This window comes from Marisediminitalea oceani, assembly GCF_003731635.1.
In the GTDB taxonomy this organism is placed as follows: domain Bacteria; phylum Pseudomonadota; class Gammaproteobacteria; order Enterobacterales; family Alteromonadaceae; genus Alteromonas; species Alteromonas oceani.
Window position 1 is genome coordinate 1 of the sequence record NZ_RCUA01000083.1, and the last position, 14,127, is coordinate 14,127.

Below are 14,127 nucleotides of genomic sequence, written 5' to 3' on the forward strand. Positions count from 1 at the left end.
CATATGAGCCCAACTCCCGTCAATAGGTAATAACAATTCTCTGGCTGCGTCAGCAGCCAGTTCAAGTCCCTGTGCTAAACCTCTTAACTTCATCTGTCATGGTCATCGTCAGGCTTCGCCTGCGGCAAACACATATAGAGGCTCTCTTAGTGCGATCTCATCGCTGCCTGCTGCCGGGCAATCCGTGGCGGGCGCAGGGGCACTAGACATTCATCGGTTAACCTGATGCTGGCACTATTCAAAACGTAATGGCTGATTATTCTCGCCAGTTAGTGGAAGGCTCAGTGCAGGTGCAAGCGATTTAGCACAGGGTATTGTTGCGCAACAGGCAGATGTCTAATCAAAGCGTGGTGGCTGTGGACACCGGTATAGTTCATCACATTGCAGGTTCACATGCCTAAATAAGTGATAAACATGATACTCGCCATTCGACCAGTTAGATTTTCAGCTCATCTGCCTGCGCGACTTACCCTGCTAAAAAGCGTTCACTGTCGAACACCGTTTTATTCTTCAACATATAATACATGCATCGCCCGAGTTTATGGGCCAGGGCCGAGAGTGCTTTTGCTTTACTCATGCGCTTTTGTAACTTAGCGAGATATGCTTGTGCACGTGGGTTGCCTTTCAAGAACAACACCGCTGCTTCCGAGAATGCCCACTTAAGATGTGCATTACCGATTTTATTGCCCTGAGTACCGTATGTTTTGCCTGCTGATTCCGCTTTGCATTTGACCAGCCGTGAATAGGAGGCGAACTTCTGAACACTCTCAAAGCGTTGGATATTGCCAATCTCGTAAAGAATTGTCAGAGCCAAAACCCGTCCGACACCCGGCAATGAACGTAGCAGATGATAGTCACGGCCGTTGTCATTTTTAGTTATCTTCTCTACATAACATTCGATACTGCTAACTTCATGGTCATAAATTTCAATCAGACGCAGATTCATATCCACACTGCGTTGTACCAGTGGGTCAGGAAAATAGCCGCGCATAGCATCCCGGCCCGTGGTGTAACTTAAATCTGATTTTTCGGGAAGAGGCAGGTTGTACTGGGCAAGCGCATTCTTAACAAAGGCTTTTAATTCAGCACTGTGGCGCATGGCATGGGTTCGTCTTCGTAATAAGTCCCGGATAGCCCGTTTTTCCTTCGGATAAACATAAGCCAGAGGGAAATTGCCGCCCCGCATAAGCTTGGCAATTTTATACGCGTCAATTTTATCATTTTTGGTTTTGCCGCCATGAATAGCTTTCATGTACAAGGCGTGGCCAAGAATAAAGTCGATGTTGTGCTGTTCGCAAAAATCACTGAGCCAATACCAGCAATGCATACATTCGGCACCGACTATGATATTCCCCAGATAGGGAGAAAGCAGTGTTAAAAGCTGTTCAGGCGAGTCTTTAATCTTCTTGTGAACCAGAATGTCGCCACGCTCATCGAGGATGCAAACGTAGAGCATTCGCGCATGAAGATCGATTCCGCAGTAAAAAGGATGTAAGTTAGTATAAAATTGCATTGAGTCTTCTCCGTTTGGGTTTGGTCGCCTTCCAGCTTAGCCAAGAAATTGGCTAAGCTGGGGAGAAGGCTCAATAAGTATCAAGGCGCTTAACACGTTCCCTTCAGTCACTGGGACACAAACGCAGCGGTGCTTCGCATTTTACCGCTGCATTTGTGCCCGTTAGCTTTGCGTTAGCCAAGAAAGAATAAAACAAGCATCAAACGACCTCAGTACCCGAAACATGCCAAGTGCAGTTCCGTTCATTTATCCCTTTTTTGCTGATTTCGTTCGGTATCGCCTGGGGTATCCTTGGACTGTACATCCTACTCCCGGATCTTATGGGAACGGTGTTTGGCCAGCTTACCGGCAACCATCCGCTTTTTTTCCTGGCTGTTTACGCGCCTGCAATCGCAGCATTTGTTCTTGTTGGCCGTAACGGCGGCCTCAGCGGTTTGCAGCGTTTCCTTGGCCGGGCATTGCTATGGCGCTGCAGCGTGGCCTGGTATGCCTTTCTTATCATTGGCATACCATTGATCTTCATTGTCGGTTCGGCGATCAGAGGGAACCTCCTAACGGAACCTTTTCCATTTGCATCCTTTCAGGGTTTACTCATAGCGTTGGCCCTTGCCGCCATCAAGGGCCCGATTGAGGAGTTCGGTTGGCGGGGGCTGGCACTCCCTCTTCTACAGCGGAAGTTTGCTCCGCTTTGGGCTGGGTTGGTTCTTGGAGCCATCTGGGGGCTTTGGCACCTGCCAGCCTTCCTGTTGAGCGGAACCCAGCAGAGCGAGTGGTCATTCGCGGCATTCTTTGCTGGATGTCTGGCGATCAGCGTCATTGCAACGGCACTGTTCAACAGCTCGCGTGGCAGCATTCTTTTATCCGCGTTCTTCCACTTTTCACTCATGAATCCGATTTTTCCGGATGCGCAACCCTATGACACATACCTGCTGATCGTTGTTGCAACCCTTATCGTCTGGTGGAAACACAAGGATATGCTCACAAAAGAAGGTTCCGTCACAGAAGTTATTCCGCAATCGAAAACCTCGTAATGTTTTTTTGATTCCGAGCGTGACGTGACCACCGATTTGAGGCTACGGCGGATGAGAAGGAAAGCAGAATGCCAACTATATCCAAAACGTCTTTAAGCACTGTTGCGGGGGGGCGTATCCGCATCGCCATATTGGTCCTCTTCCCACTTCTGCTGATATCGACAGGGCTTTGTCCACTTTTGATCACCTTTCCGGCTATTGCCGATGCCGCAGCGACACTTGATTCTCATGAAGATTTTCAAGCAGCACTCGATGGCTTTCAGGAAGAATATGGTTTTCCAGGCGCAACGGCTGCTTATGTGTTACGAGATGGCACAACCGGCGTTTTCGCAACCGGACTAGCCGATGTCGAAGATGGGACGCAGATGACGGTGCGATCTCGGATGCTTGCAGCCAGCATTGGCAAGACTTTTGTTGGAGCGACTGCTTTGGCGCTTGCTCGCGAGGGCGTGCTGGAGCTGGATGCACCGGTGTCGCAATGGCTTGGTGATCGGCAGTGGTTTACCCGCTTACCCAATCACGCTGTAATGACCGTACGTCACCTTCTGAACCACAGTTCAGGATTACCGGACCATGTCCATTTGGAAAGCTTTGCAACTGAGGTCTCTCACCGATGGCGTGAAAATCAAAACCCCTTTTCGCCTGAGGACTTGATTGATTTTGTTCTGGACATGTCGCCACTTTTCGAAGCGGGTGAGGGGTGGTCATACTCCGACACAGGGTATATCTTGCTGGGGCTGGTGATAGAAGCTGCTGCAGGCAGAACCTATTACGAAGAAATACACGAACGCTTTCTGGCGCCGCTTGATCTCACTCTGACTGCGCCGTCTGACAGACGATTGCTGCCCGGGTTGGCTGCCGGCTATATGGGAGCAGAAAATGCTTTCGGGCTTCCCCGAAAAACAATCCAAGCAAATGGCATGATGGTATGGCATCCCGGATTCGAATGGACTGGCGGTGGTTTGGTGAGTAATTCACGCGACCTTGCGAGGTGGGGGGCATCATTGTTCGGGGGCAATGCGATGCCCGGCGACTATCTGAAGGAACTCTTGCGGCCGGTTCCAATTAGCCCTGATAATCCCAACGTCTACTATGGAGCAGGGGTTGGCATTTATCGATCAGGACCATTTGGGCCCGTCTATGGACATGGCGGGTGGATACCCGGTTATAGTTCCAGTTTGCGCCACTATCCAGACCATGGAGTTACCATAGCTTTTCAAATCAATACTGATGTCGGCATAGTGGATGATACGACTGCGGTGGTCAGAGAAATGGAAGAGCGGCTGGCAACGATCGCTATATCTGCTAGCAATGCCATGCACGTGAGCCGGAACAACACTCACGGAAGGGGAGACGAACTGTTCATGAATTCTATATATTTCATTTTGTCAATGCTGGGGTTTGCCTTGTTGGCGCTGATTGCAATTCGCCTGTGGGACGAGCGTGCCGACCGAATGGAATGGAAACGACTGGCAGCTTTACAACCTCAAAACCCAGGTATATATGACCCAGTGATGGTTGCCGATCTGCCTGAGCCAGCCCGGCGATTCTTTAACTTTGCCATTTCGCCTGGCACACCGTTGCTGACTGTGGCTGAAATCGACATGGGGGGAGAATTCAGTCTGGGTACACGGGATAACCCAAACTATCAGCCGATGGATGCAAGGCAGATTCTGGCTGCACCGACTGGTTTTGTCTGGAAGGTGAAGATGCCCGGAGTCGTGTCGGTGTCTGGCTCTGACACTGGGAAATGGACGCGCTTCCGAATTCTCGGTCTGATGCCAGTTGCCCGCATGGGTGGCGATGCGAACCATGCACGGGCTGCATATGGCCGATATGTTGCCGAGGCTGTGTTCTGGACTCCAGCCGCCTTGCTCCCAAGATCAGGTGTTGTTTGGGAAGCTCTGGATCAGGACACTGCCCGGGTGACAATAAGTCACAAAGGGCTATCGCAGGCGATAGATCTAAAGGTGGATGCCGAAGGTCGACCCGTGTTGGTTCAATTCATGCGGTGGAGCGATGCGAACCCTGAAAAGAAGCATCAGCTCCAGCCTTTTGGTGGGAGTCTGTCAGATTTTCGTGAAGTCCAGGGTTTTCGCGTCCCCTTCAATGTTGAAGCCGCCAACATGTTTGGCACAGACCAGCACTTTGTGTTTTTCAAGGCAAATGTCACCGTCGTCCGGTTCTTGGCGGCAGGATCATGATTTCCTGCGACCAACGCCTACATGCATTTACAGTGAAACCGGCTAACAATAGCATGGAACAGACAAATCTCCGCAGGCTCCGATTTGCTGCTCATGCGTGAAGTTATGCGCCATTTCCGCTGCCACTGAGAGTTGCGGCTTGGTCGATTATTGACATGGAGTCACTTATTTGTGAATAGGAATTCGAAAAAGTTGTCGTCCTCTGAATCTAAGTTCTACTTACCGTTCTCACTTTTCATAACTATCGTGGTTATCGGTGGTTTTGCTCTTCATTGGAGCGTTAATCCGTCCAGTTTGGATAGAGTCACAATGTGGATTGGCTTACATGGAGCCTTTAGTACCGCATGGTATTTGCTGCTTATCAATCAAATTAGATTATCGAACATTGGCAAGTATTCTGCCCATAAAACTCTAGGGAAAATTAGCGCTTTTATTGTTATCGGAATTCTTGCCACAGGTTCTGTAATGGTTTTCGAATTCTATCATCGTATGGCAGGATTCGGCGTGTTCAATCCCGAGGATGCCCAAGCAAGGATTCGCGCAGGTAGTTTCCTTGGCGGCGTTTTTCTTCAATGGTTAATTTTTTTAATCCTTTATATTCTGGGTATTTTAAATATAAAGAACCAAGCGCACCATAAACGATTCATGATAGCGGCAGCGATTCAAATGATGCCTGAAGGGCTTAATCGGGCTGTACACATTTTAACTCTACCAGGTTATTCGATGTACATTTTTATGTCTTTAATTTACGCCGTACTAATTGTTTATGATTGGAAAGCTAAAAAACGTTTTTACGTAAGTACTTTTTCGTCAGTCGTATTGTTTTGCGTGTTAGTGGTGGCTATGAATACTCTGTTTAAATCGCAAGCCTGGGGAGATTTTGCTGTAAAAGTAATCAGTGGTTTATCGTGAGTGGCGCATAACAATCACATTAAGTCGCTCGCAAGCTCGTTGGGACAGTAACAAGTGGGCTCTGTCGCTTCGCTCGGATTTTAGCCCACGTGTTACTGCCCCTTATTTGGGGGTTATACGCCACGGAATGTTTGAATGTTACTAGTCTTATTTGGTTTTGGTATGTTTGCTTTAGGCGGCATCATGTTTTTTAAACCGATGGCTTTTGCAAATGGAATTTCAGAATTCAGCTGTAAACCTTGGTTTCATGGTTTTGAAATAACGAGTCGCTTTATTGTCGGCCTGTTATTTGTTTGGCAATCAAAGAATTCTTCTTATCCACTGTTATTTTTAGGGCTGGGTATTGTTCTTTGTTTCACTGGGGCTTTTTTGGTTATTGTCGGCTCTAGCTGGCACAAGCGTTTTGCAATATTAACTTCCAAAATTGGTAAGTGGTTTCGTCCAATAGGTATTTTCGCTCTTTTGGGAGGCTGTGCTCTAATGTACCTTGGTTTTTTGGGGTAAGGCGTAAAAACAAACCGCTGTAGTCGCTCGCAAGCTCCCTGGGACAATAACACGTGGGCTCAGTCGCTTCGCTCCAAAATTTAGTCCACGTGTTATTGCCCCCAGCGGGGCGTTATACGGCATTAGGTATTTGAGTAATATTGACTTAAGATTGCAATAATATGAGCGAAAATAAAACTAACAATAATATGGGATTGGCTATAGCAATGGGAGCCGGGATTGGGCTTGTTTTTGGGCAGTTTATTTTTGATGACGTTGGCATAGGCCTATCCGTAGGAGCTGGACTTGGTGTTGTCTACGGTTCTATAAATAAAGTTAAACAAAATAGGTATGACGATAACTAATAATTCATATTTTTAAACCGTATAACAAGGCAATCAGTCGGGACTAAATACAGTTGGCTTGCGCTCCTTCGTCGTTAATTTTAGCCAACTATTTGTGCGCCCAATATTGCGGCGTTATGTACTTTAAGGAAGAGGTTCAGGTGATTAAAAAGATATTATTAATTTTAGCTATCGTCGTTGCAGTTATTGCTTACTCAGACAGCAAGAACCAAACAATTCAGCCTGTAAGTATTGAGACTTTCCCACCTGCTAAGGTGGAAATTAAAGCCGACCGTTTTTCATTTCGGTGTGACGGTCGCCAGCATTGCAGTCAAATGACTTCTTACGAAGAGGCGATGTTTTTCTTAGATAACTGCCCTAATACTAAAATGGACGGAGACAAAGATGGAATTCCTTGTGAGCGGCAGTTTTAAACACGTACATAACAAAAAATTATGGCGCCCGCAGGGGGGCTGGGACAGTAACTCGTGGGCTCTGTCGCTTCGCTCCGATTTTAGCCCACGTATTACTGCTCCTTAGGTGGGTGTTATATGCAATGAAAACGTTTAGATATACAGCTCCTGAATCGGGTACGGTAACGCTTTCAAATAGAACTAGGATTGCCGGGACATACTTCAATGCTTTTATAAGTTTTCTTATTCTAGTTCCGTACTTGAGTTTATGTCTTGCATCGATCTCAGCTTTTGGCGGGATTTACGTATTGGGCATGCTTTGGTTATTTGTTGTATCTCCCGTATTGATCGTTTTGCAACTCGCCTTTTGTGTAAAAGCCGTAAAACTAGGCACTATTGGATGGAAATCTCATGCGCGTTCTCTGGCATTAGTGGCGATTTCATACTTACTGCTAGCGATAGGTTTATTTGGAAATGATTGTGCTGTTAGCGCGTAAGCATATAACAAGTCCACTAAAAATCGCGCTTTCAGCTCTGGACTCGCAACAGGTTGCTCGCCTTTTATAGCGGCGTTATGTTTCAGTTGGACATTTAAGTATCAAGGAATGAATAGAAAAATAGTAATCAACTGTGTGTTAATTGCACTCGGAATATGCACTTGTTTTTGGGCATGGCACTTATTCACTTCTGGCCATACAGATTACAGACGGCATCCTCTATACCTGTTTGGGCTTGGCGTGCTTTTGGTACTGTGGAGCATCAAAGATCTTACTTTATTATTAATAAATCCAGTGATACAGAAAAAATACCCACGTGTTTATGAGAGACTAAACGGTGATATTTGGACATTTTTATTAGGTCCTGTTAAAGACAAAAATGAAACATAATAAGCGCATTAACACTCGCTACGCTCGTAATTAAAGCCCACGTATTTTTGCCCCGAAGCAGGGCGTTAGCTACCAGCATGGAAGCAATTGAGGTAATTTTGGAAAAAAACACAAACAAAAGCTCACTGGATAAAACAAATTTCATTAATTTTGTTTTTATATTGGCCGTTTTTCTATGTTTAAGCTTTGTGGCGTTTGACATCACTAAAGATGACGAGCGCTCTTTTGTATTTACTCTCTTGTTAATCATGTGCATTGCCTATGGCGCAGGCAGTTTCAAACTACGTTACTCTAATTTTCTTAAAACAACTGACTACACGCCTTCAACAGCATTTGCAGTTATTTGCTTATCCTGGTGGGTCGCGCTCACAGATATTTTTATAGTTTCGGAGCAAACATCACGGTTTTCTGGTCTTTTCTTGCTCTTATCCCTTTTATTTACTTTTGTCTTAATGATTGAGTTCATCCACTTTTTTAGCGATAAGGAAGGGAAACCAATTACCCCTTGGTACTTCGTTCGTACTAGTCAAATCGTTTTGCTAGTAACATTAGGCGCGATGTTTTATTTTCTTATATATGGAAGTTGGGACTTTCATATAGGAGACTCATTTGAATTTTTGTCACGTGTAATGCAAGGTCATTAAGCGCACGGCAGCTAACAAATGTTTTAAGTCTGGTGTATACGCACAATGGGACACAAACATATGGGTTGCTTTGCCTTGTAGCGCAGGTATTTCTGCCCATTAAACGAGGCGTCATGGGCCAGGGAGTCTTTAGTGAAATTTATAGGTTTAATATTTCTTTTATTTAGTAACGTAGCGATGTCTCAATCACCGCTGCAAGACTCCTTCACTATCAGCTCTATGAGCTTTAAAAAACCTTGGGGACATTATAAAGCTGCGATATTTTCCGACGGTAACACTGTAGTGATACTGGAAAATGATGAGGCTGTAGTGAGGTCATTCCAAATACACAACTCAACCAGTACATTTCAGGATCTAGTAGATACTTTAGATGACTTTCAATTTACTAAATTCGAAGATACCTATGGTTGGACGAGAGATGAAGAGAAAGACCCTAAATGTATTGAGCTATTGAGTGAGAACGAATACACCGTTGTTTCTTTTCAGTATGCAGGGCAAGAAAAGACCATTTCTTATTATCATGGCTGCAGAGGCTTTCCTCGCGAGTCAGAGTTAAAGTCATTACTGAAACATGTGAAAAACATCATGGGGCTTAATGAGTTTGTTGGTACATAACAATCTAATGTTTGAGGCACAAAATCGCGGGTTCTGCTTCGAAGTACAACTTCTATGTTTATATCCGTTAGTATAGTGTTAGCTCCCTTTTATTATGTACAATTTTGACTTAGATGTGTTGCCAGGTGACTTCATAGTTGAATATGAAAGTGATCTCTGTGAAGAACTAAAAGATGCAAAGCTCCATCAAGGAATGAAGACCGATTTTCTATATGATGGAGATGATCCGCTAGTGGATGGAATATCGATGATTTGGCCGGAGTTACTCGACTCAAATGGACACATTATTGAGGATAGAACGCCGGGAACAGCACCTACAAAAGGGATCGCTATTATGTGGATCGTTAGGGAAGAGACAAAGTCTTATCATGCCAAAAGAATTAAAGTAGGGACTAAAGGTTACTGGGTTCGTGGTCCATTTCGGGTAGCGAATGTTACGGTGATTAGCGTGGGAGATTTAGCGCGCTAATACGTTTTCGCCAGGTACAGCAAAGTTAGCGAGCAAGGAGAAACAGTGAAATCTGTATGGTTATTCCTAAGTCTTTTTATTCCAATGGCTGTTTTTGCTAAATCCAGCTTCATCACGGTGAATGGCTATGAAGTGGAATATGAAATGGCGGGTGAGGGCAAACATGTTCTATTTTTAGAGGCAGGCGGGTCTGCTGGGTTATCTGATTGGGATCCTATTTTCAAAAGGCTCTCCAACAACAGTCGTGTTATTCGTTACTCACGTATTGGCAATGGTAAGTCAGAGCAAGTCAGAAAGAATTACAGCTCTGAAGAGTATGCCGAAGAGGCTCGCTTAGTTCTTGAGGCTTTAAGCATTAAAAGCCCGGTGGTTTACGTGGCCCATTCCTATGGCGCTTACATCGCCAGGCGGTTTGCCGCAACCTATCCTGAATTGGTTTCTGGGTTAATGCTAATTGAGCCAGCATCGGAACATGATGTGGATATTATGAGAAGAATTGATCTTGCCAAAGCTGAACAAGAAATTGCTCAGGTGAAACTGGACGATCTTAAAAATGGTATGTCTAACCAGTATCTGGATTTTTGGGCTAAACGACCGTTGCCCGATTATCCTGAGATACCGGATATTCCGGTGACAGTCATTGCATCCATAAAAAAGTATGAGAATCCGCCATTACTGTTTTTCACTGATGAAGCCCGGGAAATGTGGGGAGAATTGCATTCCAAATGGGCGAAGACATTCCCTCGGGGAAAAGCCGTACTAACAGATAAAAGTTACCATTTCCCACAGAACGATGAACCAGATATGGTGGTTCAGGAAGTGAACGACCTGTTAGAAAGAATTAACCACTAACGATAACAATCAATGGATTTCCTGGAGATTCAGGCAGGTTGGAACCAAATTACACTGACTACTCAAAAGAAGAATTAGAACAAGCTTTGACCACAATTGATCAAGCTGCATTCCCCGATCGCACACTTAGAATTAAACATGAAATAGGTCGACGACTTAACGAGAACCCAACAACGTGTAACGCATCCACTCCGTCACACCGCTGGACATCTACTGGTAGAAATATTCTCCTTTTACTTTGTTTCTGTTTGCTCACAATGCTGGCTCTGACAGCATTATTCAGTGGTAAGACTGAAGGGATCATATTGTTTGTATTCAGTGTAAGCCTGACTACCTTTTTCGCGATTAACGTATTTAGAAAGAATGATTGGGTGCAGATTGATGAGTCTGGGGTTAAGTATAAAAACATTCTGGGCTACAAACATTTATACTGGAACGAAATTGCTACATGTAAAATTCGATACTTGAGATACACGAAGTCAGCAGTTTTAATAGGCAAGACAGGCGGAGAATATGCACTGCCGGTTACTGGCCGTAATGCAAAGGAAATAACTGAAGTGGTAAATGCCAAACTGCATGGCAATGTAGTATAACAATGACGTTATCTCATTGATTGAATTGCTTATAAATATGGACGTGGCGAGCCTTTGGCATGAAGCCGCTAAGTCTGTGTTTATTATCAGAATGTAAAGTTCAAGGAGGATAATTGAATATATTACCTTTCAGCAAAGTAGCCCACCCACAGCTTCAATTAGTTGTCTGGTTTGCTCGATTTTCATTTTTATCAGGCATATGTTTTTCGTTAGCCGGGATATATAGGGAGCTATTTCGAGTTTACCGTTGGTTGGCTTCTCCTATCTATAGTGATGATGGCAATAGTTGGGCCTCTTACCGATATGGTCTCGACCTGACACACGTTAACTGGCAACTTATCACGCTCGGCATCATTCTATTGTTTTTATCAAGTTTTTTAATTATCCAAATAACTAAATGCAAAGACAGCACCCGGTAAATAAACCTATTTGCCCACAAGCGGGTTGGGTTAAATACACAAAAAGGAGTTTTGAGAAATGAGCTTTATTAGTAAATTAAGTAAAGGTTTAAAAGGAGCCGCACAAGCATTACAGTCGGATGAGTACGAAATAAACGGTACCAAAATCCAGTGCATTCATTGCGGTCACCAGCATTTTGAACTTGGCGAAGCCCAGTTAAATACAGCGGGTTTTACGTTTATCAACCTCGATTGGGCAAACGAGAGCGCATCCATACTGGCTTGTAAGAAATGTTCACACATTATGTGGTTTGCCAAATCAGTCAAAAAAGTTGTTTAAAATCTGCATATAGAAAACAAGTCGTCGCCTCCTGATACGAGCTACACGCAAACAGGTAGGGGAAATTGAACTCTGGCCAGCTTGTTTGTGCCTCAGGTCTAAGCGTTAGGTAAGCAAGGAAGTTTTATGGAAGTAAGATATACCAATACCAAAGAGGACCTGATCGCATTCAATGAGCATCATCTTGCGAACAACAAAGCATTTCAAAAAAGGAGAAGATTAAATTTATATATTTCTCCTCTTTTTCTATTACTTGCCTTCTCATTTTATGGTTACCTCTCTGATTCAGTAGGTTTTTACGTAGGCGGCATATTAGGGGCGTTTGTCTCATATATGTGGACACTCATTGCTTATAAAAGATACGCAAAGAAATGCGCAGACACACTTCAAAAAGAAGTATTCTGCGAGCACAAAGTGACTGTCTCTGAAAAAGGCGTAAGCGAATCTACACAAAATAGTAACTGCCACTTTAATTGGGATGCGATTGATAAAGTTGAATATAACGAAAGTTATCTCTACATCTATAACACCCCAGCGACAGCCTTTGTAATCCCTAAAAGAGAGATAAGCGAAGAGGTTTTCGTGAATATGAAAAAGGCAGTCTCTGATGCCATGTAAAATGCATGAAACGAAGCGATGTAGTCGTTACAGCTGTTGCCTTCTTATTCGTACTAAGGCTAGTAGTTAAGTGTTAGGAGTACCTTTGAAGTCACTGTTCACGATATTGATTGCACTGGTAGTAGAGATAGCCCTTCTTTATCCAATCACATCAATGTTCGGCACCTGCGCCTCATATCCATTGGAAGATTTGTTTTTTGCAATATATTGGCCCGGGGCGGAATGGCTGCGTTATCAGGGGTTCAATCATTTTTGGGCTACGTTTTTAGTAGTAGCAATACCAAACAATTTAATTGTGGGGTTATTAGTACTTACCACAAAATTTCCAATAAAGTTTAAACGAGGGGGCAAGGGAAGTGGTGTATAAAATATCGCGCTCTGGCCATCCAGGGCAGAAGCGTTAGATTAAGAACATAAATCAGGGAGCGATTATGCAAAGTGAATTGATTATCGGAATTTCAGTAATTGTTATTTTATTGCTAGTTATAATGATAAGAGCCTGTAACAGATTCTGTGTAACTGCCATTTAGTTAATGTGTCTTTCGAGGCGTTCCTCGAACTCGATAATAAAACGACTCATAGCCTGACGCCAGTTTTGAATGGGCATTGTCCATTTTTTGCTGGCATCTTGAATCGCTAAGTAAACCATCTTTCTTGCTGCATCGTCACTGGGGAAGATTTTCCGCTTTTTGATAGCCTTTCTGATGACACTGTTGAGCGACTCAATGGCGTTGGTGGTGTAAATCGCTTTACGGATATCTTCAGGGTAACTGAACAACGTATTAAGGTTCTGCCAGTGGTTACGCCATGATTTAGAGATTTGTGGGTACTGGCCATCCCAGATTTCACTGAAGCGTTCCAGTTCGAGCAAGGCTTCGTCTTCAGTCGCTGAGCGGTAAACCCGCTTTAAATCCGTCGTGACGGCCTTGTAGTCTTTCCATGATACGTATTTGAGTGAGTTGCGCACCATGTGCACGATACATAGCTGGATGTGTGTCTGAGGGAAAACGGTGTTGATAGCATCAGGGAAGCCTTTCAGGCCATCCACACAGGCGATAAGAATATCTTCGACGCCACGCTGCTGAAGCTCAGTCAGCACACTCAACCAGAACTTAGCGCCTTCATTCTCAGCAATCCACATCCCCATCAGTTCTTTGTGACCTTCGGTGTTGATACCCAGAGCCAGGAAGATAGATTTATTGATGACCCGTTTATCCTGACGAATCTTCACTACGATGCAGTCCAGGTAAACAATCGGGTAGACGGCATCTAAAGGGCGAGATTGCCATTCAATCACCTGCTCAATAACGGCATTGGTGACACGAGAAACGAGCGTGGGCGATATCTCTGCGCCATACCATTCCTCAAAGGCATTGACGATGTCACGGGTGCTCATGCCCTGTGAATACAGCCAGAGGATTTTATCGTCCATGGAGGTGAAACGGGTTTGGTGCTTTTTGACAAGTTTGGGTTCAAAGGAGCCTTCACGGTCGCGAGGCGTATCGAGTTTAAACTCGCCGTCTTCGGTTTTGACCCGTTTACTGCTCTTGCCGTTACGGGTATTGGTAGACGTGGACTGTTGGTGTTTCTCGTAGCCAAGATGCTCATCCATCTCCGCGTTCAATGCCGCTTCAACAGTAATTTTCTTCAGCATCTGGCTAAACTCGTTCAAGTCCTCAGGTGTTTTAATCCCTTTGGCTGCTTCCCTTGCGAAAGCTTCAAGCTCTTTCTTATTCATGTTCATCTGCCTATCCTTAACTCTTAATAGAGTATGTTGAGATAGGCAGTTACACAAAATTAGTTACAGTCTC

Annotated in this window: 18 protein-coding genes; 16 read left to right on the forward strand and 2 right to left on the reverse strand. The window is 44.5% G+C overall.

The window, feature by feature from the left end:
* Positions 1 to 466: 466 nt before the first annotated feature.
* Positions 467 to 1,513 (reverse strand): IS110 family RNA-guided transposase, encoded by a 1,047-nt coding sequence (locus tag D9T21_RS20770; protein ID WP_123324454.1) that lies wholly within the window; start codon positions 1,511 to 1,513, stop codon positions 467 to 469.
* 230 nt (positions 1,514 to 1,743) lie between these two features.
* Here D9T21_RS20770 and D9T21_RS20775 point away from each other — a divergent pair, with 230 nt between their 5' ends.
* From D9T21_RS20775 to D9T21_RS20845, 16 genes are all read left to right on the forward strand, one after another.
* Entirely contained in the window at positions 1,744 to 2,544 is an 801-nt protein-coding gene (locus D9T21_RS20775; RefSeq protein ID WP_123327091.1) for a CPBP family intramembrane glutamic endopeptidase, read from the forward strand.
* A gap of 68 nt (positions 2,545 to 2,612) precedes the next feature.
* A complete protein-coding gene (locus D9T21_RS22895; RefSeq protein WP_206427311.1) occupies positions 2,613 to 4,748 on the forward strand; it encodes a serine hydrolase domain-containing protein in 2,136 nt (711 codons plus the stop codon).
* 309 nt (positions 4,749 to 5,057) lie between these two features.
* Positions 5,058 to 5,660, forward strand: a complete 603-nt coding sequence (locus D9T21_RS20790; RefSeq protein WP_164464787.1) for a hypothetical protein — start codon at positions 5,058 to 5,060, stop codon at positions 5,658 to 5,660.
* Positions 5,661 to 5,795: 135 nt separating this feature from the next.
* Positions 5,796 to 6,164: a hypothetical protein gene (locus tag D9T21_RS20795; RefSeq protein ID WP_123327093.1), complete on the forward strand. Its 369-nt coding sequence runs from the start codon at positions 5,796 to 5,798 to the stop codon at positions 6,162 to 6,164.
* 161 nt (positions 6,165 to 6,325) lie between these two features.
* Positions 6,326 to 6,508 carry a glycine zipper family protein gene (locus D9T21_RS20800; RefSeq protein ID WP_123327094.1) on the forward strand — a complete coding sequence of 61 codons (183 nt, stop codon included), beginning with the start codon at positions 6,326 to 6,328 and terminating at the stop codon, positions 6,506 to 6,508.
* A 140-nt stretch (positions 6,509 to 6,648) separates the two neighbouring features.
* Positions 6,649 to 6,921: an excalibur calcium-binding domain-containing protein gene (locus D9T21_RS23310; RefSeq protein WP_123327103.1), complete on the forward strand. Its 273-nt coding sequence runs from the start codon at positions 6,649 to 6,651 to the stop codon at positions 6,919 to 6,921.
* Positions 6,922 to 7,043: 122 nt separating this feature from the next.
* Complete coding sequence (locus D9T21_RS22810; RefSeq protein WP_164464788.1) at positions 7,044 to 7,397, forward strand: hypothetical protein; 354 nt, start codon at positions 7,044 to 7,046, stop codon at positions 7,395 to 7,397.
* Between the two features lie 108 nt (positions 7,398 to 7,505).
* On the forward strand, positions 7,506 to 7,787 hold the full coding sequence (locus D9T21_RS22815; protein WP_164464789.1) for a hypothetical protein: 282 nt from the start codon (positions 7,506 to 7,508) through the stop codon (positions 7,785 to 7,787).
* A gap of 77 nt (positions 7,788 to 7,864) precedes the next feature.
* Positions 7,865 to 8,431: a hypothetical protein gene (locus D9T21_RS20810; RefSeq protein ID WP_123327095.1), complete on the forward strand. Its 567-nt coding sequence runs from the start codon at positions 7,865 to 7,867 to the stop codon at positions 8,429 to 8,431.
* 132 nt (positions 8,432 to 8,563) lie between these two features.
* Positions 8,564 to 9,046 (forward strand): hypothetical protein, encoded by a 483-nt coding sequence (locus D9T21_RS20815; RefSeq protein ID WP_123327096.1) that lies wholly within the window; start codon positions 8,564 to 8,566, stop codon positions 9,044 to 9,046.
* A gap of 94 nt (positions 9,047 to 9,140) precedes the next feature.
* Complete coding sequence (locus D9T21_RS20820) at positions 9,141 to 9,515, forward strand: hypothetical protein (protein WP_123327097.1); 375 nt, start codon at positions 9,141 to 9,143, stop codon at positions 9,513 to 9,515.
* A gap of 84 nt (positions 9,516 to 9,599) precedes the next feature.
* The gene (locus tag D9T21_RS20825) at positions 9,600 to 10,367 is read left to right on the forward strand and encodes an alpha/beta fold hydrolase (RefSeq protein ID WP_123327104.1); all 768 of its coding nucleotides are present in this window, start codon (positions 9,600 to 9,602) and stop codon (positions 10,365 to 10,367) included.
* Between the two features lie 38 nt (positions 10,368 to 10,405).
* Entirely contained in the window at positions 10,406 to 10,960 is a 555-nt protein-coding gene (locus D9T21_RS22820) for a PH domain-containing protein (protein WP_164464790.1), read from the forward strand.
* Positions 10,961 to 11,437: 477 nt separating this feature from the next.
* Positions 11,438 to 11,698 (forward strand): hypothetical protein, encoded by a 261-nt coding sequence (locus tag D9T21_RS20835; protein ID WP_123327099.1) that lies wholly within the window; start codon positions 11,438 to 11,440, stop codon positions 11,696 to 11,698.
* Between the two features lie 126 nt (positions 11,699 to 11,824).
* Complete coding sequence (locus tag D9T21_RS20840) at positions 11,825 to 12,316, forward strand: YcxB family protein (RefSeq protein WP_123327100.1); 492 nt, start codon at positions 11,825 to 11,827, stop codon at positions 12,314 to 12,316.
* 85 nt (positions 12,317 to 12,401) lie between these two features.
* Entirely contained in the window at positions 12,402 to 12,683 is a 282-nt protein-coding gene (locus D9T21_RS20845; RefSeq protein ID WP_123327101.1) for a hypothetical protein, read from the forward strand.
* Positions 12,684 to 12,842: 159 nt separating this feature from the next.
* Here D9T21_RS20845 and D9T21_RS20850 read toward each other — a convergent pair whose 3' ends face one another.
* Positions 12,843 to 14,054 (reverse strand): IS256 family transposase, encoded by a 1,212-nt coding sequence (locus D9T21_RS20850; RefSeq protein WP_123323316.1) that lies wholly within the window; start codon positions 14,052 to 14,054, stop codon positions 12,843 to 12,845.
* Between the last annotated feature and the right edge of the window lie 73 nt (positions 14,055 to 14,127).

Bases quoted from the DNA above. Each gene is read 5' to 3' on its own strand.
- D9T21_RS22810 (WP_164464788.1), top strand. From the start codon at position 7,044: ATGAAAACGTTTAGATATACAGCTCCTGAATCGGGTACGGTAACGCTT.
- D9T21_RS20825 (WP_123327104.1), top strand. From the start codon at position 9,600: ATGGCTGTTTTTGCTAAATCCAGCTTCATCACGGTGAATGGCTATGAA.
- D9T21_RS20850 (WP_123323316.1), bottom strand. From the start codon at position 14,054: ATGAATAAGAAAGAGCTTGAAGCTTTCGCAAGGGAAGCAGCCAAAGGG.
- D9T21_RS20840 (WP_123327100.1), top strand. From the start codon at position 11,825: ATGGAAGTAAGATATACCAATACCAAAGAGGACCTGATCGCATTCAAT.
- D9T21_RS20795 (WP_123327093.1), top strand. From the start codon at position 5,796: ATGTTACTAGTCTTATTTGGTTTTGGTATGTTTGCTTTAGGCGGCATC.
- D9T21_RS22895 (WP_206427311.1), top strand. From the start codon at position 2,613: ATGCCAACTATATCCAAAACGTCTTTAAGCACTGTTGCGGGGGGGCGT.
- D9T21_RS20790 (WP_164464787.1), top strand. From the start codon at position 5,058: ATGTGGATTGGCTTACATGGAGCCTTTAGTACCGCATGGTATTTGCTG.
- D9T21_RS20770 (WP_123324454.1), bottom strand. From the start codon at position 1,513: ATGCAATTTTATACTAACTTACATCCTTTTTACTGCGGAATCGATCTT.
- D9T21_RS20835 (WP_123327099.1), top strand. From the start codon at position 11,438: ATGAGCTTTATTAGTAAATTAAGTAAAGGTTTAAAAGGAGCCGCACAA.
- D9T21_RS22815 (WP_164464789.1), top strand. From the start codon at position 7,506: ATGAATAGAAAAATAGTAATCAACTGTGTGTTAATTGCACTCGGAATA.
- D9T21_RS20810 (WP_123327095.1), top strand. From the start codon at position 7,865: ATGGAAGCAATTGAGGTAATTTTGGAAAAAAACACAAACAAAAGCTCA.
- D9T21_RS20820 (WP_123327097.1), top strand. From the start codon at position 9,141: ATGTACAATTTTGACTTAGATGTGTTGCCAGGTGACTTCATAGTTGAA.
- D9T21_RS20800 (WP_123327094.1), top strand. From the start codon at position 6,326: ATGAGCGAAAATAAAACTAACAATAATATGGGATTGGCTATAGCAATG.